This window comes from Saccharopolyspora sp. NFXS83 (assembly GCF_026241095.1).
In the GTDB taxonomy this organism is placed as follows: domain Bacteria; phylum Actinomycetota; class Actinomycetes; order Mycobacteriales; family Pseudonocardiaceae; genus Saccharopolyspora_C.
This window is the reverse complement of record NZ_JAPFGB010000007.1, coordinates 162,623-189,613: the sequence shown is the minus strand read 5'-3', so window position 1 is coordinate 189,613 and position 26,991 is coordinate 162,623. Positions and strand designations below refer to the sequence as shown.

The following is a 26,991-nucleotide window of genomic DNA, read 5'->3' as shown; positions in this document are numbered from 1 at the left end:
GATCGGCCGATCCTCGGGGAGCCGATGATGAAGATGTTCGCATGATCGCCAACGCGCTCGCCGCCGTGCTCGCGGCATCACTGCTGGCACCGGCCGTACCGGCGGCGGGGGAGCGGGACGACCCCTGGACCGGGCCGCTGCACACCGAGGGGAGCCGGATCGTCGATGCCGACGGTGATCCGTTCAAGCTGAAGTCCGGGAACTGGCACGGCGCCAGCGGCACGTGGAACGGCAGCGGCGACGCCGGAGATCCGGCCAACCACCACGACGGTGAGAACAGCAACGGCATCCCGCTCGGCCTGGACCGGGCTTCGATGAGCGACATCGTCGGCAGCTTCCAGGAACTCGGGATCAACAGCATCCGGCTGCCCTTCTCCAACGACATGATCGACGACGAGGCGGCCGTGCCCGACGAGGCGGTCGCCGCGAACCCGGAACTGCGCGGCAAGACGCGGCTGGAGGTGTACGACGCGGCCGTCGAGGCGCTCACCGGCAGCGGTCTCGCCGTGATCTTGAACAACCACACCAACACGGCGCGCTGGTGCTGCGGAGTCGACGGCAACGAACGCTGGAACAGCGCGCAGAGCGACCAGGAGTGGGAAGAGGACTGGCTGTTCATGGCCGGTCGCTACGCGGACAACTCGCGCGTGGTCGGTGCGGATCTCTACAACGAGGTGCGCCGCGACGTCTTCGACGATCCGAACTGGGGACTCGGCGATGAGCACGACTGGTTCGCCGCGTCGCAGCGCGCGGGGGACCGGATCCTCAACGAGGTCAACCCGAACCTGCTGATCATCATCGAGGGCATCAACTGGACCGGCCTCCCCGTCGACGGGCTGCCGCACGAGCGGCCGACGCTGGAACCGGTGCGGGAGCTGTCGCACGAGCTGGTGAAGCCGGACAAGCTGGTCTACTCGGCGCACTTCTACGGCTACACCGGTCCCAACCACAGCGGCGCGACCGGCACGGGCGAGACCACCGATCCGCGCTACCAGGACATGTCGCGCGAAGAGCTCTACGACGTGCTGCGCAGGCAGGCGTTCTTCGTCACCGAGGACGGCAAGCCCTACACGGCACCGCTGTGGATCAGCGAGTTCGGCGTGGGGCGCGGCGAGCAGGACCCCCAGGCGCGCGCGTGGTTCGAGAACTTCGTGGACTTCCTGGTCGACAACGACGCGAACTTCGCCTACTGGCCGCTGGTCGGTTGGCAGGAGGGCGGCGAGACCGACGGTTGGGGGCTGGTGCACTGGGACGAGGCGGGCGACCGGATCTCCCTCGACGACGGCGACTGGCGCACCGACGCCTGGCACCGGTTGGCGGGCGGCTGACCCGAGGCCTCGGCGAGTCCGAGGCTTCGTCGACCATCCGGCGCACCGCCCCGTGGAGGCGGTGGCCCCGTCCTCGCTCACAGCCCATCGCCGCGCACCCGGTGGGTCGGCTGCAACCTGCCCACCGCGGCTGAGCGCCCGCTGGTTCGACGCGTACGTCACTCTGCGCCTCGACACCCCGCGCCTCGGTGAACGGCACTGTCGGAAAGCGTTACGCAAACTGCGATTCCGGGCAGTTCGTTGCGTAGAGAACTGTGCTGATCGTAACGGTTGTCGAGGGTGGATCGCCTTGAGTCGTCATAATCCGGAGGCTTGATTGCAACCGTTCCGGTTGCTACCGTGCTGTCATCGGTGATGACTGGGGTCGCCGAACTACTTGCACTGGGGTGTTAGTTGAAGGCTGTCGTCTAAGAGCGCCGTTTTCTTCTGAGTCGCCCCGCCGATTCGTCTTGGCGGGGATTGGTCGATCTATGCCTTCGCGGCTATTCCGCGGGAGGCGTGTGTTCGCTTGATGAGGGGTATTCCGTGCGGCGACTTGCTGTTTTTTTCGGCGGTGAATTCTGTCCTCTCGCCGATTCGATCGTCGATTATCTGCTCGATGCCGGGCACTCCGCGTGCGTGCGCGACGTATCGGGGGAGTGGTCGGGCCGGGACGATCCGAACTTCGCCGTGCTGGAGCCCGGCGAAGTCGTCGGTTCCGGCTGGGGGCACGAGATCGTGTTCGGTCCGGGCCTGCCGGCGACCGGTGCCGAACGAGTCGGCCTCGATCTCGTGCGGACCGCCGACGGCCTCGTCGCCACCTGCGAGCTCGGTCGACCGGGCGAGTCCACGCCGCTCGCCCGCACCCGATGTCCCGGGTCGGCCGGGCGGTCTCCGCACGCCGGTGCGGTGCGCGAGGCCCTGGTCGACGCTTGTGTGGACGCGATCATCGAACTCAGCCGCGAGGTGTCGGCTCCCGCTTCCGCCACGTCTTGCGGTGCTCGCGAAGAGGTCGGTGAGAGCCGGTTCGACGAGTACGCGGCAGCCGAGGATGAGTCCCGGCGAGCTCGGCGGCGCTGGCAGGAGTGCTCCGGCGACCACGTCAGGTGGAGCGCACCGGACGGCCGGCCCGGGGTCGAGGTGCCCAGGGGCGCGGTGGAGTGCGCGGTACCGGCGGGCGGCATCGAGCTCATCCACCTGGAATGGCTGGCCCTGTCGCTGCAAGTGTTGATGAATTCTCGCAAGCGAGCCGTGTTCAGCCATGTGGTGAGCCTCCCCGGAGGAAAGCTCGCGAGATTCGCTGAAATATCCTCCGATTCTGCGGTCGGAGACGTGGTATCCGCGTTGGGCGAGATCCCGATGAGCGTGGTAGAGAATCCGTTCTACGATTTCACGGACGTGTTCGAGGACTTTCCGGATTCAGGTTTCGCGATCGAGTTCGGATGTGGCGTTCCGGAGTCGTCGGGAGCCCTGGTCGTGTTGCGGTTCTGCGAGCACCGTGACGTGATCCGAATCTCGTACCCGCGGAATTTGCCGTTTTTCGCGCAGTTGTCCGAGCATGTGGACGCGTTCTTCGAACGGCTTCCAGGCCTTCGCGGCGGCGAACGCCCCTTCTTCGACTTCACGGCCCTCGCGCCACCCGCTCAGCGGCGCATGGAGCTCGAAACGGCGACGGCGGAGTTCGACCCCACCCCGATCCACCACGCGATCGAACGGCAGACCCGGAGCACGCCCGAGGCGCCGGCGTTGGTGCACGAGGGCGTCGAATGGTCGTACCGACAGCTCAACGAAGCAGCGAATCGGCTCGCCCACCACCTGCGGGAGCAGTTCGCCCCGGAGCGCGGTGCGCCGGTCGCGGTGCACCTCGACCGCAACGCGGACCTGCTGATCGCGCTGCTGGCGGTGCTCAAGCTGGGCTGCGCCTACGTGCCGCTGGACAAGGACGCGCCGGTGCAGCGGATCGGACTGATCCTCTCCGGATCCAGGCCTGCGCTGGTGCTCACCGACACCCTCGGTGCCGCCGCGCTGGCCGAGTCCGGAACCGGAGCGCCGCTGGTACCGCTGGACGACCCGGGCGCCCGCGAAGCGGTGCGGGGCCGCCCGAACCACGACCTCGACATCGCGGTGGCCCCTGCGGACCTCGCGTACGTCATCCACACCTCCGGCACCACCGGCGCGCCGAAGGGCGTCGCCGTCGAACACCGCAACTTCGCCAACATCGCCGCGGACATCGGCGACCGCATCGGTTTCGGGCCCGACGACAGGGCCCTGGCGGTGACCACGATCGCGTTCGACATCTCCACCCTGGAGGTCTTCCTGCCGTTGATGCGCGGCGGATGCGTGGTGCTCGCCGGACAGCAGGACCTGCTCGACATCGAGAAGCTGCTGGTCCTGGTGGACCGGGGCGGCGTCACCGTCATGCAGGCGACCCCCTCGCTCTGGCAGCTGCTGGTGCCGCGCCTCGCCGGGCGCAAGCTCGCTGTGCGGGCGCTGTGCGGTGGGGAGGCGCTGCCTCCGGACTTGGCCGCCGAGCTCGTCGAGGCGGTGGAGGAGTGCTGGAACGTCTACGGCCCCACCGAGACGACCGTGTGGTCCACCGCTCATCGGCTCGTCGGCGCGTCCGGGACGGTTCCGATCGGGCGACCGGTGGCGAACACGCGGTGCTACGTGCTCGACGAGCTGGGGCGGCCACTGCCGGAGGGCGTGGTCGGCGAACTGCACATCGCCGGTAGCGGAGTCGCGCGCGGTTACCTGCACGACGAGGAGCAGACCGCGGACCGCTTCATGCCGGACCTGGTGGCCGGTGGTGAGCGCATGTACCGCACGGGGGACCTCGTCCGATCACTGCCGGGCGGGACGTTGGAGTTCGCCGGGCGCAACGACTTCCAGGTGAAGCTGCGCGGACACCGCATCGAGCTCGGTGAGATCGAGAACGCGCTGCGCACGCACCCGGCAGTGGCGCAGAGCCTCGTGGTCGTGGCTGATGGTTCGGGGGCCGAGCACGCCGACGGGCGGTTCCTCGCCGCCTACGTCGTCGCCGATTCCGAGCGCACCGAAGAGATCCGCGAGCACCTGACCACCGCGCTGCCCGAGTACATGGTGCCCGCCGTGCTCATCCCGCTCCCCGCGTTGCCGCTCAACGTCAACGGCAAGGTCGATCGGGGCGCGCTGCCGGATCCCGAGCTGCACCGCGTGTCGGGGCACGTCGCGCCCGCCACGGAGCTGGAGGAGCGGCTGTGCGAGCTGTGGCAGGCGGTGCTGGGCCGCGAGGTCGGCGTCACCGACGACTTCTTCCGCTCCGGTGGCAACAGCATCCTGGGCATCCTGCTGGTCAACCGGATCAACAGCGTGCTGGGTGTGGACCTGAAGATCCGGGACCTGTTCCGGGAGAAGTCGGTGCGCGGGCTGGTGCCGCTGGTCCGCTCCGGTACGGGCGAGTTCCTCTACCGGGATTTCGTGCTCGGTGGTCTCGACGGGGCGAACCTGCACGAACCGTTCCCGCTGACCAACGTGCAGCAGACCTACTACCTGGGCCGGTTCCACAACTTCGAGCTCAGCGACCTGTCCACGCACGTGTACACCGAGTTCCGGTACGCGGCGCTGGACGTGCCGAGGCTGGAGGAGGCGTTCAACGGTCTGCTGCTGCGGCACCACGCGCTGCGGACGGTCTTCGAGGACGGTGAGCAGCGGTTCCTCCCCGAGGTTGCCCGTTATCGCATCGAGCGCCACGAGCTCCGCGACGAGGCGGAGCTCGACGAGCTGCGCGGGCGCTACTCGCACAAGACCTACGACCCGCAGCAATACCCGCTGTTCGACGTCGTGGTCAGCAGGCTCGACGGCGTGTACCGGCTGCACGTCAGCTTCGACGCGATCGTCGTGGACATGACCAGCTTCGGCGTGCTGTTCGACGAGTGGGCGCGCCGGTACCGGGATCCCGCGCTGGAGTTGCCGGAACCCGGCATCAGCTACCGCGATTACGTGCTCGGTTACGAGCGGGTGCGCGAGAGCGAGCTGCTCGCCGAAGCGCAGGACTACTGGGAGGCGAAGGTCTCCGACTACCGGATCGACTTGAACCTGCCGATCAGGATGCGCCCGTCGAGCGTGGGCAAGCCGCATTTCCGGCGCAAGAGCGCGGTGATCGCCGCGCCGGTGTGGCGTGAGCTGTCGGACAAGTGCCGCCGTTTCGGGATCAGCCCCACCGGGCTGATCCTGGAGGTGTACGGACGGGTGCTGGGGATGTGGAGCGGGCAGGACCGGTTGTGCGTGAACCTGACCCTGTTCAACCGGCTGCCGCTGCACCCGGAGGTGACCGATCTCGTCGGAGACTTCACCGTGCTCGGGTTGTTCGACCACCGCACACGTCGAGACCTGGGCATCGCGGCGAAGCTGCGGCAGGTGCACGACGAGTTGCTGCGGGACATCGACCACAACCTGTTCGACGGCGTCGACGTGCAGCGCTTGCTCAAGACCACCCGCGGGCTGCCGGTCGACCAGGTCGTCGCGCCCGCGGTGCTCACCAGCACGCTCGGGTCGGGGAGCTCGGCGAACCTGTTCGAGCTGGTGCTCGACGGCGATTACCTGGGTGTGGACCACTCGATCTCGCAGACCTCGCAGGTGTGGCTGGACAACAAGGCCTACGAGACGGCCGAGGGATTCGTCGCGGAGTGGGACTACGTGGAACAGCTCTTCGACGAGCAGGTCGTCGAGGACATGCACGCGGCGTACTGCTGGCTGTTGGAGAGGCTCGCGGAGCTGGACTGGGAGGCGGACTCGTTCCCCGTCCCGCCGCTGCCCTCCGCCGACCTCGCGTTGATCGAGCAGGCCAACGACCACCACCGCCCCGGCAGTGAGGCCACCTTGGTGTCGTTGTGCGAGATCGGGAAGGGCGACCCGGAATTCGGGCGGCGGACCGCGGTGGTCGACGCCGCGCGTGACGAGCGGTTCTGCTACGCCGAGCTGCACCGCGATTCGCACTCGGTCGCGGCCGGGTTGCTGGACGGCGCCGCAGGAACCCTGGTCGGATTGCTCGCCGAGAAGGGCTACCTGCAGGCAGTCGGTGCTCTCGGCATCATGGGCGCCGGCGGGGCTTACGTGCCGATGAGCGCGGAGTGGCCCGGTGGCCGGGTCGGGGAGGTCTTGGCGCAGGCAGGCGTGCGGACGCTGCTGGTCTCGAACGCGCAGCGGCTGCGCGAGGACGTCGCGGCGCTCGACGGCGTCGAACTGGTCGTCATCGAGGACCTGCTGTCGGCGGACCCGGATCCGTCGGTGCGGCTGCCCGCCGTCACCGCGGACGACACCGCTTACGTGATCTTCACCTCGGGTTCGACCGGTACTCCCAAGGGCGTGACGATCAGCCATCGGGGCGCGGTGAACACGATCCTGGCGGTCAACGACCGGTTCGGCGTCGGTCCCGGTGACAGCGTGCTCGCGGTCTCGGAGCTGAGCTTCGACCTGTCGGTCTACGACCTCTTCGGCGTGCTCGGCGTCGGCGGGACCGTCGTCTTCCCGGCGCAGGAGGACACCAGGGACCCGGCGAAGTGGGCCGACCTGGTGCAGCGGCACGAGATCACCCTGTGGAACAGCGTGCCGCAACTCGCCGGGTTGCTCGTCGACCAGGTGGGCGCCGAACCGGGCAGCCTCGCGTCGTTGCGGACGTTCCTGCTCAGCGGCGACTGGATTCCCACCGCACTGCCCGACGCCCTTCGCCGCGCCGCGCCGCACTCCGTGGTGATGAGCCTGGGCGGGGCGACGGAGGGCAGCATCTGGTCCGTCTGGTTCGAGATCGGTGCCGTGGATCCGAAGTGGACGAGCATCCCGTACGGCGTTGCCATGCCGAACCAGCGCATGTACGTGCTGGATTCGTGGGGCGGGCATTGCCCGGTGGGCGTCGTCGGCGAGGTCCACATCGGTGGAACGGGCGTGGCGCTGGGGTACTGGGGTGACCCGGGGTTGTCGGGTGCCCGGTTCGTCGAGCACCCGGTGCTGGGGCGCTTGTACCGCACCGGTGATCTCGGCCGGTGGTCGGGCGCGGGGTGGATGGAGTTCTTGGGGCGCACCGATTTCCAGGTGAAGCTCAACGGCTACCGCGTGGAGCTGGAGGAGATCACCGCGAAGCTGTCCCGCCTTCCCGGAGTGGACCGAGCGGTGGTCACCATCCAGGACGACGAGGACCGCAACCGCCTCGTCGGCCACTTGGTAGCCGCCGAACGTCGGCTCGGCGAAACCGGGGACGCCGAACTCGACCGCGCCGGGTTCCTGCTGGCCGCGCACGGCGTGCTGCACGACGCCGAACCGGGGCGCCGCCTCGGCCACGCGCCGGATCCCGAGGTGCACGCCGTGGCCAAGAGCTACCGGCGGTTCCTGGACGAGGACGTGGACCTCGGCCTGATCCGCAAGCGGCACGACGAGGTGCGCGACACGGCGGCCCCGATACGAGGCGGTGCCCGGCTCGACGTGGCCGGGTGGGCCGCGGTGCTGGGGTGCTGCGCCGCGGTGGAGTTGCCCGGCCGGGCGACCCCGAAGTACCGCTACCCGTCCGCGGGCGGGAGCTACGCGGTGCGCGTGTTCGCGGGCATCGACGAGCAGAGCCTGCGCGGCGCGTACTACCACCACCCGTTGACCGGCGAACTCCGCGGACACGCGCTGGCCGAGCGGATCCTCGGCGGAGGGGACGAGATCGCGCTGGTGGCGCACTGGCCCGCGATCGTCCCGCTGCAGGGCGAACGATCCCGCGAGTTCGCCGTGCTGGAAGCCGGGCACCTGCTGGGGCTGCTCACCGCGGAGCTCGAAGCGCGGGGCGTGCCGCACGAGGTGGAGGTGGTGGACGAGCGGATCACCGACGACGACACCGTGCTGTGCCGCATCCGTCCGGGCACCGGTTCGGGCGGATTCGCGCCGGAACGGCTGCGGTTGGCCGGATTCGCCCGCACCGGCGACGACGAGTACGCCGAGCAGGACGGCACGCGTCGTGTCGACCTCGCCGAGTTCGGCGTGTTCGACCGCGTCACCGATGCCTACGCGGTGCTGCGGTCCGGTCGGTGCGTGGTGAGCTGGGAAGGCGAGGACACCGACGTAGCGCGGTTGTCCGCGGGATTCCTGTTCCAGCGGCTGCGCGACAGGCTGCACGATGAGGGGATCGGTACCTGCGCGCTGGGGTTCCACCCGACGGAGCGCGGGGTGCACACGATGCTCGCGGGCCGGGTCTCGGCCGAAGAGCTGTCCGCGCCGAGCAGCGCAGCGGACGCTCGCGACCTCACCGAAGTCCTCACCGCCGAACTCGCCGACCTCCTGCCCGCGTACATGCTCCCCGGCGGGTACGCGGTTCTCGACGAGCTCCCGCTGAGCGCCAACGGGAAGGTCGCGACCGATCGGTTGCCCGCGGTGCGCGTCGCGTCGGCGTACGTGGAACCCGCCGGCGCCGAGCAGTGGGCGCTCACCCGGGCCTGGTCCCGCGTCCTGCACCGCTCACCGGACGAGCTGAGCGCGGTGGAGAGCTTCTTCGCGCTGGGCGGCACTTCGCTCTCGGCGATGCGGCTCGTCCGCGTGCTCCAACAGGAACTGGGCTACGAGATGTCGCTGCGCGACCTCTACGAGCTGGACACCATCGCCGGTCTCGCCGCGCGCTTCGGCGCGGACACCGAGGCGGACCGGGAAGAGGGAGAGCTGTGATGCGTGAGCTGGAGCTGCTGCACGAACTCCGCGCGGGACGCGTGCTGGTCTGGTGCAAGGACAACGGCCGCCTCGGGTTCTCCTTCGACAAGGAGGCCGGGTTCCCGCAGGAACTGCGGGACCGGGTGTCCGAGGTGAAGGACGAGCTGCTGGAACTGCTGCGCGTCAACGGGATCGACTCGCCGGAACGCGCGCGGGCCACTTCGGTGCACAAGGTTCCCGGAGACCGCTCCGGCCGCAGGTTGTTCTCCGTGCAGCGGGGCATGTACCTGCAGAGCCGCATCGACGCGCTCGGCTGCACCTACACGATCCCGCTGTTCGTGGACCTGCCGAAGGGCGACCCCGAGATCGCGCGGCGGGCCGTGCGAGCCCTGCTGGAGCAGGAGCCGATCTTGCGCACCCGCGTGCACGAGGACCTCGGCTGGTCCCTGCTGCCCGTCGACGCGTTCGAAGTCGGCACGACCCGGATCCCGGCGGCCGAGCTGGACTCCCTGCGCGCCGGTCGGGCGCGCATCGGGTTCCCGCTCCAGGACGGGGCCCTGGTCGTGCCGGAGGTGGTGGAGTTCACCGATCGTGGAGGCGCGGTCGTCGGCCTCACCCACCACCACATGCTCTCCGACGCCCCGTCCACCGAGGTCCTGGCCGGGCGGTTGGCGGAACTGCACGACGTCCTCGCCGGCGGCGGAGCTCCGCCGCCGCGCACGGACCTGGACCGGGAACCGGATTTCATCGACCACGCCGCGAACCAGGAGATCGAGACCCGGTCGCCGGAACACCGCGCCGCCCGCGCGGAACTGTCCCGCCGGCTCGCCGGTGCCGAACAGCCGGCGCTGGGGCGCGTCTCGGACGTGACGGCGGACAACAGTGCCGTGACCACGTCCAGGAACCTCGGCCCCCGGTTGCACCGGGCGGTCGCGGACTTCGCCCGCCGGCATCGGATCAGCCCCTACGCGGTGCTGTTCACCGCGCTGCACCACGTGCTCACCGAGTTCTCCGGCGGTCGTTCCGGTTTCGCGGTCGCCACGACCGTCGGCAACCGCCCAGCCGGGTTCGACTCCGCCGTCGGCCCGTTCATCACCACCCTCCCGCTGATCGCCGAGCACCGCCCGGACGAGTCGTTCCAGGGCAACGCGCGCCGGGTGCACGAGCAGGTGCTCTGGCTCAACGAGCACCAGCAGCTCAACCTGGACATGCTCACCGACGACCTGCCCGGTGGTGCCGCGGACCTGGCCGAGTTGGTCCGGGTGCTGTTCACCTACCACAACTTCCGCGCGGCTCCGGAGAAATCGGGCACCGAACACCACGTGCTGCCGTATTCGGACGTGGCGGAGAAGTTCGGCATCTCGATCATTGCGAAGGACCAGGGCGACGACACGTCGTTGACCGCCACGTGCGCGGTGGCGCGCTACGAACCGGACCTCGTGGCGGAGGTCCTCGACTCGTACCTGGTCTGCCTCGGGGCCGCCGTAGAGTCCGATGTGGACGAACCGATGTCGTCGTTGGGCCTCGTGGGACCGGATCGCTTGCGGTCCTTGGAAGCCGGCAACGCGACCGCCGTCGACCACGGGGGCCCGGACACCGCGGTGGCCCTCTTCGAAGCGCAGGCCCGGCGCACCCCCGACTTGATCGCCGTGGTGCACCAGGAACGGAGCCTGACCTACCGCGAGCTGGACGAACGGGCCAACCGCGTCGCGCACGCGCTGCGCGGCGAGCGCGCTGTGGGCGAGGGGAGCCTGGTGTGCCTGCTGCTGGACCGCGGTGAACACCTCGTGGTGGCGGTGCTGGCCGTGCTGAAGGCGGGATGCGCCTACGTACCGGTCGACCCCGAGTGGCCGGAGGAGCGGATCCGGTTCGTCCTCGGCGACACCGCGACGCCGGTCGTGCTCACCGACCGGGTGCGAGCCGCCGAGTGGGACCGCGAGGTGCCCGCGGTCGCCGTCGACGACCCCGCGCTCGGGAAGGACCAGCCCACCACCGCCCTCGGGCTCGCCGTTCGCGGGGAGGACTTGGCCTACGCCATCTACACCTCGGGCACCACCGGCCGGCCGAAGGGCGTGCTCTGCGAGCACCGGGGCCTGGTGAACCGGATCCGGTGGATGAACCGGCGCTTCCCGCTGAGCCCCGACGACCGCGTGCTGCAGAAGACGCCGTACTCCTTCGACGTGTCGGTGTGGGAGTTGTTGTGGGCCAACTGGTTCGGCGCGGCGGTCGTGTTCGCCGACCCCGGCGGGCACAAGGACCCCGAGCACCTGGTGGGGCTGATCGATCGCGAGCGCGTCACGGTCGTGCACTTCGTGCCGTCCATGCTCGCCGCGTTCACCGACTCGCTGCGCTCACCCGGCGGCCCTGATCCGGCGGCGCTGCGCGGATTGCGCTTGCTGTTCTGCAGCGGGGAGGAGCTCAAGCTCTCCCAGGTGCGCGAGGTGCACGCGCTGCTGCCGGACGTGCAGGTGCACAACTTGTACGGCCCCACCGAGGCGTCCATCGACGTCCTGCACCACGACTGCTCCGATCACCGGTTGGGGCAGGTGCGGCTGGGCAAGCCGATCGACAACATGCGGGTGCACGTGCTCACCGGCGCAGGCGTGCCGCTGCCCGCTCACGCGGTCGGCGAACTGCACCTCGGCGGGGTGGGCCTCGCTCGGGGTTACCTGAACCTGCCGGAGCTGACCGGCGAACGGTTCATCACGGACCCGGCTGTCCCAGGGGAGCGGCTCTACCGCACGGGTGACCTGGTGCAGCGCTTGCCCGACGGTGACGTCGTCTTCGTGGGACGCGCCGATTCCCAGGTGAAGGTCAGGGGTTTCCGCATCGAGCTCGGCGAGATCGAGGCGGGCCTGGAACGCCACCCCGAGGTCCGCCGCGGGACGGCCGTCGTTCGCGACGAGCAGCTGGTGGGGTACTACGCGGCGGATCGGGCGCTCGACGACGAGCTGGAATCCTTGCTGCGCGGCGCCTTGCCGGAGCACGCGGTGCCCGCCGCGCTGGTGCGGTTGGACGCGATCCCGGTGACGGCCAACGGCAAGCTCGACCGCGCCGCGCTGCCCGAACCGCGCGCACCGCGGGTGTCGGAGTTCGCCGAGCCCAGGGACGAGACCGAGAAGAGTCTGCGGGAGCTGTGCGCGGTCGTGCTCGGCTTGGAGCCGGGGGAGCTCAGCGTTCGCGCGGACTTGTCCCGGCACGGAATGGACAGCCTCGTCGCGATCCGGCTCACCGGACGGCTCCGCCAGGACTTCGGAGTGCCGATCACCGTTCGCGAGGTCTTCTCGCACCGCACGGTGGAACGGCTGCGCGAGTGCCTCGACGGTTTCGCCGAACGGTCCGCGGCCGAGCTGGTGACCAGCACCGAGCAGGGCCTGCTGGAAGGCCCCGCTGACCTGCTGCCGGTCCAATCGTGGTTCCTCGGCCTGCCGCTGGACCGGCCGCACCACTGGAACCAGGCGTTCCAGGTGCGCGTCCCGGAACTGCGGCCGTCCGCGTTGGACGCCGCGTTGCGCGAGCTGGTCGCCCACCACGACGCGTTCCGGCTGCGCATCGGGGCGGACGGTGCGCAGCGTTACACCGCTGACCCGGTCCACACCGGACTGCACGTGCTCGACGTGCGCAACCTGCCCGGTGCGGAGGGCACACCGGAATTCTCCCGGTCGCTGCGCGCCGCGCTCACGGCTTGGCAGCGCGGGTTCGACCTCACCTGCGGCCCGCTGCACGCGTTCGGCTACCTGCACGGCTTCGCCGACGGCAGCGCCAGGGTGTTCTTCGCACTGCATCACCTGATCGTGGACGGCGTGAGCCAGCGGGTCCTGGCCGAGGACCTGCGGTCGTTGTGCGAAGGGCGGCAGCTGGGCGCCAAGGGCACCAGCTACCGACAGTGGACGCGTGCGGTCGCCGAACACGACTTCGAGGCCGACCGGGAGTTCTGGGAGTCCCGGCCGCGGCTCGACACCGCATTCCCGCTCGACGGCGCGCAGCCGCCGGTGAGCGCGGAAGTGCTGCTCGGTGCGGCGGAAACCGCTCTGCTGCTCGACGACTGCCACCACGCTTACCGGACCACGACCGAAGAACTGCTGCTGACCGCGCTGGGCCGGGCGCTCGGCGAGGTCACCGGGCAGGACGGGCACGACGTGCTGGTGGAGGGGCACGGGCGGGAGGACTTCGCGGCCGGGCTCGACGTGACCCGAACCCTCGGCTGGTTCACCACCTTCTTCCCGGCGCGGCTGCAGTGCCGCGGGGACCTGGGCGACTCGGTGCGGGCGGTGAAGGAGGAGCTGCGCGCGATTCCCGCTCGCGGCCTGTCCTACGGCCCGCTGTTCGGCTACCGGGACCTGCCAGCGGTGTGGTTCAACTTCCTCGGGAACGTCGACGAGGGCACCGGGGATTGGCGGATCGTGCCAGGCGAGACCGGCGTGGCGATGCCCGGTGGAGTCGCCCCCGGCGCCGCGTTGGCAGCGCTCGCCGAACTCGCGGACGGCCGACTGCGGATTCGGCTCGACAGCGGGATCGGGCCGGAGGCGACCGAACGGTTGCGGGACGCGGTGGTGCGGGCGCTGACCGACGTCGTCCAGCACTGCCGGACTCGCGAGGCGGTCCGCTACACGCCGAGCGACTTCGGCGCGGTGCGCGGCGAAGCCGGTCTGCGCGAGCTGCCCGCGGCGATCGGCGCGAACCCGGGCGGCTGGTTCGCCATGACCGACCTCCAGCAGGCGTACCTCGTGGGTCGCCTCGGCGGTTACGAGATCGGCAACGTCGCCAACCACGTGTACACCGAGCACGTCTACCCGCATCTCGACACCGAGCGGCTCGAAGCCGCGATCAACCGGCTCGTCGCCGAGTGCGACGTGCTGCGCACGGTGTTCTCGCTGGAGGAGTTGTCCCAGCGGGTGCTGCCCGTCGCGGAGGTGCCGCACTACGCGCTGCGGGTGCACGAGTTCGCCGCCGCCGACGAGGACCTGCTGGCCGACGTGCGCGACCGGATGTCGCACGAGGTGCACGACCCGGAGCGGTTCCCGCTGTTCGCCTTCGAGGTGAGCAGGCTTCCCGACCGGTGCGTGCTGCATACCGGTTTCGACCTCATCACCGTGGACGTGCGCAGCAGGCTCGCGCTGCTGCGGCGGCTCGACGCGCTCTACCGGGACGAGCAGGCGCCGGCCGCGCTTCCCGCAGCGAGCTTCAAGGACTACCAGGACCACGTCGAGCTGCTGCGTTCCTCCCAGTGGTACGCCGACGACCGCTCGTACTGGCAGCAGCGGCTGGCCGAGATGCCCGCCCGTTGCGAGCTGCCGTTCCGGACACCACCGGAAGCGGTGGTGCACCCGCGGTTCGCCGAGCACACCGAGCACATCGACGCCGAGGTGTGGGACCGGTTCGCGGAGCAGGCCTCGAACCGCGGCCTGTCACCGTCGTCCGTGCTGCTCGCGCTGTTCGGCAGCGTCCTCGCGCACTTCTCCGGGACGACCGAGTTCCCGATCACGGTCACCGTCGCACGCCGCTTGCCGGTGCTGCCCGACGTCGGGAACGTCCTGGGCAACTTCACCTCCACGGTGCTGCACCACTTCGTCGACGAGCCCCGGGACGCCGAACTGCTCGCCCGCCGCACCCACGACGTGCTGTGGGAGGACGTCTCGCACGCCCTCTACTCGGGTGTGCAGGTGCAGCGCGACTTCGCCCGGATGCACGGATCGGACACCGCCAAGGCGGTCTCGCCGATCGTGTTCACGGGTGCGGTGGGCGGCGACACCCGCGATTTCGAGGGCGCCGCACACCTGAGCGACGACGAGGATCGCAGCCGCAGGTACTGGGAGGCGCAGACTTCGCAGGCGTGGATCGACCTGCAGGCGGTGCGGACCGCCGACGGGTTCGCCGCGAAGTGGCTCTACGTCGAGCAGCTGTTCCACCGCGCCGACATCGAGCACTTCAACATGCTGTTCGTCAGCTTGATCGAGCAGCTCGCCGGTGGGGAGTGGACCCTGCCCAGGGAGTCCTACACGCCGGAGGCCGACCTCGCCCTGATCGCGGACGCGAACGACGCCGAGCGGGAAGCGGCGGACGGCACCTTGTTCGGCGCGCACCGCGCGCGGTGCGAGGCGGAAGACCTCTGGGACGCGGTGGCGGTCGTCGACGCGGGCACCGGACGCAGCCACACGCACCGCCAGCTGGTGCGGGACGGCGACCACGTCGCACGGCTGCTGGCAGGGCGCTCGTCGCCGCTGATCGCGGTGCTCGCGGAGAAGGGCTACGACCAGGTCGTGGCGACCACCGCGGTCATGAAGTCCGGTGCGGGTTACCTGCCGCTGCACGTGGATTGGCCGGTCGCGCGCTTGGTCGAAGTGTTGGAGCAGGCCGGGGCGACCACGGTGTTGATCTCCCGCGCCGAGCACGAGCGCGCCGAGGTCCGCGACGGCCTCGCCGCTTTCGAACTGATCGTCGTCGAGGACGCGCTGGCCGCGGAGCCGGTGGACGTCGTGCTGCCGGCGGTCGCCCCGGACGACGTCGCGTACGTGATCTTCACGTCCGGTTCGACCGGGCGTCCGAAGGGAGTCACGATCTCCCATCGCGGCGCGCTCAACACGGTGCTGGCCGTCAACGAGCGGTTCGGCGCCGGGACGGGCGACCGGGTGCTCGCGGTCTCGGAGCTGAGCTTCGACCTGTCGGTCTACGACCTGTTCGGGTTGCTCGCCGCGGGCGGCGCCATCGTGTTCCCCGATCAGCGGCGTTCGAAGGACCCGGCGCACTGGGCCGAGCTGGTTCGGCGGCACCAGGTGACGGTGTGGAACACCGTGCCGCAACTGGCCGGCCTGCTGGTGGACGAGGCGGAGCCGCTCGAACCGCTGCGCCTGGTGCTGCTGAGCGGCGACTGGATTCCCACGAGCTTGCCGGACCGCATCCGCGCCCTGCGCCCGGAGTCGGAGGTCGTGAGCTTGGGCGGGGCCACCGAGGGCAGCATCTGGTCGGTCTGGTTCGAGATCGGCGCGGTCGATCCGGAGTGGACCAGCATCCCCTACGGCGTGGCCATGCCAGGTCAGCGCATGCACGTGCTCACCGCGGCGGGCGACCCCGCCCCGGTCGGCGTGCCCGGTGAGATCCACATCGGTGGGGCGGGCGTGGCGCTGGGGTATTGGCGTGATCCCGAGTTGTCCGCGGCTCGGTACGTGGAGCACCCGGCTCTGGGCAGGCTGTACCGGACGGGCGACCTCGGACGGTGGTCGCGTTCGGGGTGGATGGAGTTCTTGGGGCGCACCGATTTCCAGGTGAAGCTCAACGGCTACCGCGTGGAACTGGGCGAGGTCGAAAGCGCCCTCGCCCGGCATCCGCGCATCGACCAGGCCGTCGCGGTGGTCCGGGGCACCGGCGGGGTGCAGGCCCTCATCGGCTACTACCTCGCGCCTGAGCAGCTGGACACCGCCGAACTGCGCGCGCTGCTCGCGGAACGGCTGCCGGAGTACATGGTGCCCGAACAGCTGCTGCGCTTGGTCGAACCGCCGTTGAGCGCGAACGGCAAGCTGGACCGGTCGGCCCTGCCCGAACCGGAGGTGCCCGCCACGTCCGCGCACGTCGCGCCGCGCACCGCCGCGCAGACCCGCTTGCGTGACGTGTGGGCCGAAGTGCTGGGTGTGCCGGCCGCGGGGCTCGGCATCCGCGACGATCTGCTGCGGGCCGGGGTGGACAGCATCGTCGCCATCCGCATGACGAGCCGGTTGCGCCGCGAACTGGGGATTTCGGTGGGCGTGCGCGAGGTGTTCGCGCACCGCACGATCGAGAGCTTCTGCGAGCAGGTCCTCCCGGGCGCCGCCGTGCGGCGCGAGGTCCGGGCGGAGCAGGGCGTGCTCGACGGCGGAGTCCCGCCGCTGCCCGCCCACTCGTGGTTCGCCGCGCAGGGCTTCACCGCCCCGCACCACTGGAACCAGTCCTTCCTGATCAGGACGCCGGACTTGGACGAGGGTGCGCTGCGCGACGCGGTGGCGGCCGTGCTCGGCAGGCACGACGCCTTGCGGATGCGGGAATCGGCGGACGGCTACCGCTACGACGGGGACGTGGTGGTCCCGGCGATCCGCGAACTCGACGTGCGCACCCTGCCCGGTGCCGAAGGGACGGACGGGTTCCGGCGAGCTTTGGACGAGGTGCTCACCGCCTGGCAATCCGGCTTCGACTTGACCCGAGGTCCGCTGCTGGCCGTCGGGCGCCTGCGCGGGTACGCCGATGGCGGACACCGGCTCTTCCTGGCGGTGCACCACATCGCGGTGGACGCGGTGAGCTGGCGCATCCTCCTCGACGACCTCCGCGCGGCCTACGCGGGCGAGGACTTCGGTCCGAAACCCACCAGCACCCGGCAGTGGGCGCGAGCGCTGGCCGAACGGTCCGACGCGCAGGAATCTCAACTGTCCTATTGGGACGGCGTGGCCGTTCCGGTGCCGGAAGCGCTGCGCCCCGCACGCGAACCGGTCGAGCTGGAGCTGGAGTTCGATCGCGAGCTGACCCGTCGCGTCCTGCACGACTGCCCGCGCTTCCTGCGCACCGGCGTGCACGAGCTGCTGCTGGCCGCGTTCGCGCCGGCGCTGACCGAGCTGACCGGTGCGACCGAGCACGGTGTGGTGCTGGAAGGACACGGCCGCGAAGACCTCGCCGACGACCTCGACATCACCCGCACCGTCGGCTGGTTCACTTCGCTGCACCCCTTCGCGCTGCGCACCGCGAACGCGGAGGTGGACACGCTGATCGACGTCAAGGAGTCGTTGCGCTCCGTGCCGGGCAACGGTGTCGACTACGGGCCGGCGGTCGGCTACGAGCGCCCGCTGCCGCCGGTGTGCTTCAACTACCTCGGCCAAGTCGACGACGGCGCAGGCGAGCACTGGCGGATCACCGACGAACCCGCCGGGCAGGCGATGCACCCGGACAACGCGCTGCCGTACGCGGTGAACCTGGCCGGCCTGGTCGTCGGGGGGCGGTTGCGGTTCCGCCTGGGCACCCGGCTGCCGGACGCCGAGAGCGCGCAGCTGGCCCGGGCTTTCGAACGGCGGCTCACCGACCTGGTCGCCGCCGTCGCCGATCGGCCGCGCGCCTACCTCACCGGCAGCGACGTGGACGGCGTCCTGCCCCAGTCGCAGCTGGATCGGTTGCAGGACGAACGGGAGCTCGACGACGTGCTGCCCGCCACCGGGCTCCAGCAGGGGCTGCTGGCGCACGCGATGCGCCACGGCGATGTCGACGACGCCTACCGGGTGCAGGCGGTGTGGGACTACCACGCGGACCTGGACCCGGACCTGCTGCGCCGGGCGTGGGAAGCCGCGCAGCGTTCGTTCGGCGCGCTGCGCACCTACTTCGATTGGCACCACCAGCCGGTGCAGGTGGTGGCCGGCCACGCTGAGGTGGACTGGCGGTACCACGACCTCACCGGGCACCCCGATCCGCAGCGGGCGTTCGACGAACTGCTCGCCGAAGACCGGGCCGTCCCGTACGACCTCGGCACCCCGGGCTTGTTCCGGGTGCGGCTGTTCCGGTTCTCGGACGGGCGGTGCACCTGCCTGCTCAACACCCACCACGCGATCCTCGACGGGTGGAGCAGTCCGCTCCTGGTCGACGCCGTGCACGCCGCCTACCGGGCATTGCGCGACGGCACGCCGGTGCCACGGCCGACCGACCACGCGCCTGCCGGCCATCGGCACCTGAGCCGGGCGGTCGGGACGCACGACGCGTATTGGCGCGAACAGGTGCGAGGCGCGGAAGAACCGTGCGATCTCGGCGGCCTGCTGCGACCGGAGCAGCGGCACGTGGACCTCGGCACTCGCTCGCAGGTCGAGGACCAGCGCCAGGAGACGCAGGTGCTCGCCGCGAACCTGGTCCGGAAGGCGCGTGGCGCGGCGGCGAGCGGTGGGGTCACGTTCAACGCCGTCCTGCAGTACGCGTGGCACCGGTTGCTGGCCGCTTACGGCAACAGCACCACCACCGTCGTGGGCACGGTGCTCGCGGGACGCGATCTGCCGGTGGCGGGCATCGACGAGGCCGTCGGCCTGTTCCTGAGCACCGTGCCGCTGGTGGTGCGCCACGACGGGACCGGCACCGTGCTCGACGAGATCCGCGGCGTCCAGGATTCGGTGCAGGAGGCCAACGCTCGCAGCGCGGTCGACCTCGCGGCACTGCAACCGGCGGGCAGGCGGCTGTTCGACACGCTGTTCATCTACGAGAACTACCCGGCTTCCGCGGTCGAGGGGTCCGACCCGCGCCCGGTCTTCCGCTTCCGGCACCAGAAGCGCGACTACCCGCTGGTCCTGTCCGTGGTGGAGGACGCGGAGAACGTCGCGCTGGTGCTGGACTTCGCGGGTGAGCTGATCGCCCCGGAGACCGCTCGTCGGTTGCTGCGCGGCATCGAATCGGTGCTCACCCGGTTCGTGGAAGCTCCGGACGCGGCAGCCGACCGGCTCGACCTGACCGACGAGTCCGATCTGGCGCGGCAAGCGGAGTGGAACGACACCGGCTCCGCCGAACCCGCGCATCCCCTGCTGCACCGGGGTTTCGAACTGCACGCCGCCCGGTCCCCGCACGCCCCGGCGGTGGAGCACGACGGGCAGGTGCTGAGCTACGCGCGCCTCAACGCCGAAGCGAACCGGCTCGCGCGGCACCTCGAGAGCACAGCGGGGGAGGGCGAGCGGTTCCTGTTGCTGCTCGACCGCGGCCCACGGCTGATCATCGGGCTGCTGGCCGTGCTCAAGTCCGGAGGGGCCTACATCCCCGTCGACGCGAGCTACCCCGATGCCCGCATCGACCGCATGATCACCGGCAGTGGTGCGCGGGGCGTGGTGACCGAACTGCGCCACGCCGACCGCGTCGAGCGGCGGTGGCCCGAGCTGGACGTGGTCGTGCTCGACGACCCGGACACCGAAGCGCTGATCGGCCGGGAGGACGCCGCCGACCGCGAGAAGCCGATGACCGGCGATGAACCGGCCTACGTGCTGCACACCTCCGGTAGCACCGGCGACCCGAAGGGCGTGGTGGTGGGGCACCGCGCGGTGACCCGAACGGTGGAAGCGGTCCGCCGGCGGCACTTCGCGGGCTCCGGCCCGCTGCGCACGTGCAGCATGACCAATCACGTCTTCGACATCTTCGGGTTGGAGTACGGGCTGACGTTGCTCACCGGCGGCAGCATCGTGCTGGCCGACCCGATGATCCCAGAACTGGACTGCGCGGGCCTGGACTTCGTCCAGATGACTCCGAGCCTGCTGGAGATGAAGCGCCAAGTCCTGCGGAGCACCACCGCGACGCGGTTGCTGGTGGGCGGCGAGAAGCTGGAACGACACCTGCTGGCGGTCGCGCTGGAGCACTTCGCCGAGGTCGTCAACGTCTACGGCCCGACCGAGACCACGATTTGGTCGACTTCGCGGACCTACCGCGGCGAGCTCGGCGGGCCCGAACCGGTGAGCATCGGCCGCGCCCTGCCCGGTGAGCAGGCGCACGTGCTCGGCCGGGGCGGGATGCCGCTGCCGGTCGGGGCCGTGGGCGAACTGCACATCGGCGGCACCGGACTCGCGCACGGCTACACCGGTGACCCGGAGCTGACCGCGCGGCGGTTCGTCGACGGGCACCGGCTGTACCGCACCGGGGACTTCGTGCGGTGGTTCGGTGACGGTGAACTGGAGTTCCTCGGCCGTGGCGACAACCAGGTCAAGCTGCGGGGTCATCGCATCGACCTCGGCGAGGTGGAGGCGGCGCTGTCCGGGCACCCGGCCGTGCGGCACGGCCTGGCGCGCGTCCTCTCCCCGCGCGGCGCTCCGGCGGCGGCACGGCTGGTCGGCTACTACGTCTCCGCAGCCGATGAAGGCGTCGACGAGGAGGCGTTGCGGCGGCACTTGGCGGAGTTGCTGCCACCGCACGCGATGCCCTCGGCGCTCGTCGGGTTGGCCGAGATCCCGTTGACCTACAGCGGGAAGCTCGACGTCCTCGCGCTGCCGGTGCCCGGTGCGGAGTCCGCGATCCGGCAGGTCGCCCCGCGTGGCGAGGTCGAAGCCGAGCTGGCCCGCGTGTGGCAGGAGGTGCTGGGACTGGAGCGGGTCGGCGTGCACGACCGGTTCTTCGACCTCGGAGGGAACTCGGTGTTGCTGACCCAGGCGCACGCCAGGCTCGCCGAACCGTGGCGCGGACGGGTCCGGCTCAACGACCTGTTCACCCATCCGACGATCGCCGAGCTCGCCTCGCACCTCACCGGACAGTCCGAAGTGGACGATTCCGCGGGAGCGGTGGCTCCGGTGGCGGACCAGGACATCGCCGTGATCGGCATGGCCTGCCGCTTCCCCGATGCCGACGACGTCACCGAGTTCTGGCACAACCTCACCGCCGGGCACGAGTCGATCGTCCGGCACGACCTCGAAGGGATGCGCGCGGCGGGAGTCGACGCCGATGTGCTCGAACACCCCGATTACGTGCCCGCCCAGAGCAGACTGCGCGACATCGCCGGGTTCGACGCCGCGTTCTTCGGCTTCTCCCGCCGGGAAGCCGAGATCATGGACCCGCAACACCGGGTCTTCCTGGAATGCGCCTGGCACGCGCTGGAGGACGCGTTCCACGATCCGCGCGGCCACGGCGGCAGCATCGGGTTGTTCGCCGGGGTGGGGCACAACGGCTACCTGGACGAGCACGTACGCCCGGCGCTGGCGCCGCTGGACCCCGCGGGCGAGTACCAAGCGATGATCCACAACCGGCCCGACTTCCTGCCCACCAAGACCGCCTACCGCCTGAACTTGACCGGGCCGGCCGTCACCGTGCAGACGGCGTGCTCGTCGTCGCTGGTCGCGGTGCACCAAGCCGCGTCGGCGCTGCTGGTGGGGGACTGCGACGTGGCGCTCGCGGGCGGAGTGTCGATCGGCAAGCTCGGCACCGCGGGGTACTTGCACCAGGAGGGCATGGTGTTCTCCCCGGACGGGTACTGCCGCGCGTTCGACGCCGAGGCGCAGGGCACCGTCGAAGGTCAGGGCGTCGGTCTGGTCGTGCTCAAACCGCTGGCGCGGGCGCTGGCCGACGGCGACCCGGTGCGAGCGGTGATCAAGGGTTCGGCGATCAACAACGACGGGCACGACAAGGTGGGCTACACCGCCCCCAGCGCCCGCAGGCAGACCGCGGTGATCCGGGCGGCGCACCGGCGGGCAGGGGTCGACCCGGCCACGATCGGCTACGTCGAGGCGCATGGCACCGGCACCGCCCTGGGAGATCCGATCGAGTTCGCGGGGCTGCGCGCGGCGTTCGGCGACGGCGCCACCGGGCCGGACCGCGTGCTCGGCGCGGTGAAGACCAACATCGGCCACCTCGACGCCGCCTCCGGCATCGCCGGGCTGATCAAGGCCGTGCTGTGCCTGGAGAAGCGCGAACTGGTGCCGACGTTGCACTACCGCGAGCCGAATCCGGCACTGGAGTTGGACGGCAGCGGTTTCACCGTCGGCACCGCGCACCGGGAGTGGCGCGGGGACGTGCTCCGGGCCGGGGTCAGCTCGTTCGGCATCGGTGGCACCAACGCCCACGTCGTCCTGGAGCAGGCGCCTGCTCCCGCGCGGCGCGCGGAGCCCGACGGCACCCGGAAGCTGCTGGTGCTGTCAGGCCGCACCCGGGAGGCCGTGCAGCGGCAGTCGCGCGCGTTGGCGGCGCACCTGGTCGAGAAGCCGGATGCCGACCTGGGCCGGGTGGGCTACACGCTGTTGGCGGCGAGGCGCCGGTTCGAGTTCGGCAGAGTGGTCGTCGGAGCCGATCGGGCCGCGCTGCTCGACGCGCTCGACCAACCGGTGGACGACTGCGTCCCGGCGAGGGAGGGGCGACCGGTGGTCTTCCTCTTCCCCGGTCAAGGCGCCCAGTACGAAGGAATGGGAACCGGTCTCTACGACGCCGAACCCGTCTTCAAGTCCGCTGTGGACGAATGTGCTTCGCTGCTGCGGGAGGCCTTCCCCGGAGTGGACGAGCAGGACCTGCTGGGGCGCACCGCGCGGGTGCACGAACCGCTGTTCACCCAGCCGGCGCTGTTCGTGGCCGAGTACGCGCTCGCGAAGCTGCTGCTGTCCTGGGGACTGCGGCCCTCCGCGATGCTCGGGCACAGCCTGGGCGAGTACGTGGCGGCCTGCCTGGCGGAGGTGTTCTCGTTGCCGGACGCACTGCGGCTGGTGTGCGCGCGAGCACGAGCGATGGCCGCGACCGAGCCCGGCGCGATGCTGGCAGTCCCCCTCCCCGCCGATGAGGTCCGGGCGGAGGAGCACGGTTTGGACCTCGCGGCCGTCAACGACGCCGACAGCTGCGTGCTGTCCGGGGCGGTCGAGGCGATCGAGCGGTGCGCCGCCGAACTCGCCGAGCGCGGTGTCACCGCGAAGCGGCTGTCCGTGGAGCGGGCCTTCCACTCGCGGCTGCTGGACCCGGTTCTCGCCGAGTTCGAGAAGGCCTTCGACGGGGTCGAGGCGCACCACCCGGCAACGCCGTTCGTGTCCGGGCTGACCGGTGACTGGGCGGACCCGGACGAGGTGACCCGGCCGGGGTACTGGGTTCGGCACTTGCGCGAGCAGGTCGCCTTCGCCGCTGGGCTGGACCGCCTGCACGACTCGGAGGGAACGGAGGACGCACTGCTGGTGGAGGTCGGGCCGGGACGGGCGCTGACCAGGTTCGCCCGCAAGAACCCCCGCCGGGGCGGTGCGCCGGCGATCGCGGCCATGCCCGGACGCGGCGGTGAACACGCCACCGCTCTGGCCGCGCTCGGCACTGCGCACGCGGCGGGGGCGGCGATCGACGCCGGCGCGCTGTTCGGACTCGGCCCGGCCGACCGGGTTCGGCTTCCCGGCTACGCATTCGACCGCACCGAGCACTGGATCGGGCGCGGTCCCGCCCGCACCGAAGCAGCGGAGGTCCCCGCAGGGGTGGGCGAGCTCGAGTCCGTCGTCGACGAGGCGTGGCGAGCCGTGCTGGGAGTGACCGGGGTGCGCCAGGAGGACGACTTCTTCGAGCAGGGCGGCGATTCGCTCGCGGCCGTGCAGCTGGTGTCGCGGATCGAGCGCGGCACCGGTCGTCGCCTCGAGTTCATGGCGTTGCCGCGCCACACGCCGGCCGCGCTGCTGGAGCAGCTGCGCCGGCAGTCGCCGGAACGGGCGCCCGCCAGGTCGGTGGTGCGCGTCAAGCAGGGCGAGCCGGACCTGGTCGCGCCGCTCGTGCTGGTGCACCCGGTCGGCGGAGACGTGTACTTCTACCGGGAGCTGGCGCAGTGCCTGCCCGAGAACCAGCCGGTGTTCGTGATCCGCTCGCCGATGCTCGACGGGCTGGCCGAGTTCGACACCATCGAGCGGATGGCCGAGTCCTATGTGGACATGCTCGATGAGCTGGGCCTCAAACCGCCGTACCGGCTCGGCGGGGCTTCCTTCGGCGGCATCGTGGCCTACGAGATGGCCCAACTGGTGTTCCGGCGCACCGGGTGCGCGCTCGAAGCGGTGCTGATCGACAGTCCCGCGCACGGGCACCTGCCGGACCGGATGTCGGAAGTGGAGATCCTGCACTACCTGGTGCGCTACGGGCTGCCACCGGAGATCTTCCCGCTCGCCGAAGTCGAAGCCCTGGACGGTTTGCAGGACAAGATCGACCACCTGGCCCGGTCGGCGCGCGGAACGGTGTTCGAGGAGATGCTGGCCGCCGAGTTCCTGCCCAGGTATCTGGAGACCTGGTGCAGGCACAACGAGGCGATGCACCGCTACGTGCCCCAGCCGTACTCGGGCGATGTCGTGTTCTTCTCGCACCAGGAGGAGATCCCGGACTTCCCCGCGGGGCAGGACCGGCATTGGCGGGAGCTGGCCCATGGCGGCTGGCGGCACTTCCCGGTGCCGGGGAACCACTTGAGCATGAACGCGATGCCGCACGTGGCGAACATCGCCGAAGGCCTGGGGAGGACTCGATGATCGAGCACGACGCCGAGCCGGGCGCGGGGGTGCGGATCGCAGTGCCGGGCGGCCGGGTGTGGAGCGAGCTGCTCAACCCCGGAGCTCCGGGAGTACCGGTCGTGGTGGTGCACGGCGGACCGGGCACCCCGCACGACTACTTGCGGCCGGTGGCCGGTTTGCTTCCCGCGCACCCGGTGCTGGTCTACGACCAGCTCGGCTGCGGCCGATCGGATCGCCCGGACGACTCAGAGCTGTGGCGGTTGTCCCGGTTCGTCGACGAGCTGGCGGAAGTGGTGCGGGCCCACGGGTTCGACCGCTTCCACCTGTACGCCCACTCCTTCGGCACCATGATCGCCTGCGACCTCGCGCTGCGCGGGTCGCCTGGCCTGGCCTCCCTGGTGCTGCATTCGCCGGTGCTCAGCGTCCGGCGCCACGAACGCGAGATGCAGGACCTCCTGATGCGGATGCCGCCGCGGGTGGCCTCGGCGATCAGCGCGGCCGTGCGGGGCGTTCCGGGAGGCTCGGCGCAGGCCGACGCGATGCTGCACTTCGCCGAGCGGTACCTGTGCAGGCGGCAGCCGTGGCCGGACGTGCTGGCGCACGGCTCGGCCGCGGCGAGTCCCATCGTGCGCGACGCGATGTGGGGTCCGACCGAATTCCAGGTATCGGGGAATCTGCGCTCCTATCACCGGTCCGACCGGTTGTCAGAGTTGGGCATTCCCGTTCTGCTAACGTGCGGCGAACACGATTTCACCTCGCCCAAGGTGTGTCGTGCGTATTCTCGGGGATTCCCGGACGCTCGCGTTACGGTAATCCCAAATGCGTCACACATGGCGCATCTGGAAGAGCCCGAGGAATGCGCTCGGCAGTGGGGTGAATTCTTCGAGAACGTCGTGAACGCCGTCCCCTCGTGAGAAGCGGAACAATGACTCAAGAAACCCGGTCCACACCCGGGAAGTACCTCCCGGCGCTGCTGGTCGTCACCCTGATCGGCACCATCATCGAGATCGACATGTCCGTGCCGAGCTTCCCGGACATCGCCCGTGAGCTCGGCGTCGCGGGCTCGGTCGTGCAGCTGACCATCACCCTGAACTTCCTGGGTTACTGCCTCGGCGCGCTCGTCTACGGTCCGCTCTCGGACCGGTTCGGCCGGCGCGGCGTCATGCTCATCGGGAACTCGATCATGCTGATCGGCGCGCTGGGCTGCGCGATCGCCCCGAGCATCGAATTCCTGCTGGCCGCGCGGTTCGTGCAGGGAATCGGCGCGAGCACTTCCGTGGTCCTGGTGTTCGTCATCATCAGCGACCTCTACCGCGGTGAGCGCGCCATGGCGATGTTCGGCATGACCAACGCGGCGATGTCCATCCTGATGACGATCGCCCCGCCGCTGGGCGGGCTGGTCAACCGCACGATCGGGTGGCGCGGGAACTACCTCGTCGTCTTCGCCGTCACCGCGCTGGGCTTGCTGCTGGTGGCGCTGTTCCTGCCCGAGACGAAGGGGCAGCTGGACCGCAGCGGCGCCCGCAAGGTCGTCGGCGACTACCGCAGGCTGCTCGGCAGCGGGCTGTTCGTGGCGACGTCGCTGGTGCCGAGCCTGCTGTTCGCCTCGTACATGGTGTTCATCGCCTCCAGCTCGTTCCTCTACGTCGGTGCTTTCGGGCTCTCGACGGTGGAATTCGCCTTGCACCTGCTGCTGATCGTGGCCTCGTTCGCGATTCCGAGCATGCTGGCGACGAAGGTGATCCCGCTGCTCGGCGGCCCGGAGTCCACCGTGCGCATCAGCTTCGGCGTGGCGCTCGCGGGAGTGGTGCTGTTCCTGCTGGTCGGCGGTGGCGCGGTGGCCACGACGGTGTCGATCATGCTGTTCTGCGTCGGCTTCGCCATCTGCTACCCCGTGGTGTTCGGCCGGTCGATGGAGGTCATCCCAGAGCTCGGCGGGGCCGCCTCATCTCTGACGATGAGCTCGCGGGCCCTGCTGGTGACGGTCCTGACCGGGGTCTCCAGCGGCCTGTTCACCGGCACCGCGGTCGTGCCCGCCGCCGTGATGCTCGTCGCCGTCCTCATCGCCGCGCCGCTGGCGCTGTCGGGACGACGGCTGCTGGACGCGCGAACCGAGAAGGTCCCCGAACCGAGTTGAGTCC

The 26,991-nt window shown here is 70.5% G+C and carries 5 protein-coding genes; all 5 read left to right on the top strand.

From position 1 onward, the window contains the following. Window positions 1-41 precede the first annotated feature (41 nt). The 5 genes from OOZ19_RS10385 to OOZ19_RS10365 all read left to right on the top strand — a co-directional run bounded on the left by OOZ19_RS10385 (window position 42) and on the right by OOZ19_RS10365 (window position 26,987). Window positions 42-1,328 carry a glycoside hydrolase family 5 protein gene (locus OOZ19_RS10385; RefSeq protein WP_323055115.1) on the top strand — a complete coding sequence of 429 codons (1,287 nt, stop codon included), beginning with the start codon at window positions 42-44 and terminating at the stop codon, window positions 1,326-1,328. Window positions 1,329-1,946: 618 nt separating this feature from the next. Beyond that, window positions 1,947-8,975 (top strand): non-ribosomal peptide synthetase, encoded by a 7,029-nt coding sequence (locus OOZ19_RS10380; RefSeq protein ID WP_266089848.1) that lies wholly within the window; start codon window positions 1,947-1,949, stop codon window positions 8,973-8,975. Then, entirely contained in the window at window positions 8,975-24,868 is a 15,894-nt protein-coding gene (locus OOZ19_RS10375; RefSeq protein ID WP_266089847.1) for a non-ribosomal peptide synthetase/type I polyketide synthase, read from the top strand. Before OOZ19_RS10380 ends, OOZ19_RS10375 begins: the two co-directional genes overlap by 1 nt. Further along, on the top strand, window positions 24,865-25,764 hold the full coding sequence (locus OOZ19_RS10370; protein ID WP_266089846.1) for a proline iminopeptidase-family hydrolase: 900 nt from the start codon (window positions 24,865-24,867) through the stop codon (window positions 25,762-25,764). The genes OOZ19_RS10375 and OOZ19_RS10370 overlap by 4 nt, the downstream gene beginning before the upstream one ends. Before the next feature lie 11 nt (window positions 25,765-25,775). Continuing rightward, window positions 25,776-26,987: an MFS transporter gene (locus tag OOZ19_RS10365; protein WP_266089845.1), complete on the top strand. Its 1,212-nt coding sequence runs from the start codon at window positions 25,776-25,778 to the stop codon at window positions 26,985-26,987. Window positions 26,988-26,991 lie beyond the last annotated feature (4 nt).

What these genes read in the sequence shown, in the direction of transcription:
- OOZ19_RS10370 (WP_266089846.1), top strand. Translation starts at nt 24,865, where the DNA reads ATGATCGAGCACGACGCCGAGCCGGGCGCGGGGGTGCGGATCGCAGTG.
- OOZ19_RS10375 (WP_266089847.1), top strand. Translation starts at nt 8,975, where the DNA reads ATGCGTGAGCTGGAGCTGCTGCACGAACTCCGCGCGGGACGCGTGCTG.
- OOZ19_RS10365 (WP_266089845.1), top strand. Translation starts at nt 25,776, where the DNA reads ATGACTCAAGAAACCCGGTCCACACCCGGGAAGTACCTCCCGGCGCTG.
- OOZ19_RS10385 (WP_323055115.1), top strand. Translation starts at nt 42, where the DNA reads ATGATCGCCAACGCGCTCGCCGCCGTGCTCGCGGCATCACTGCTGGCA.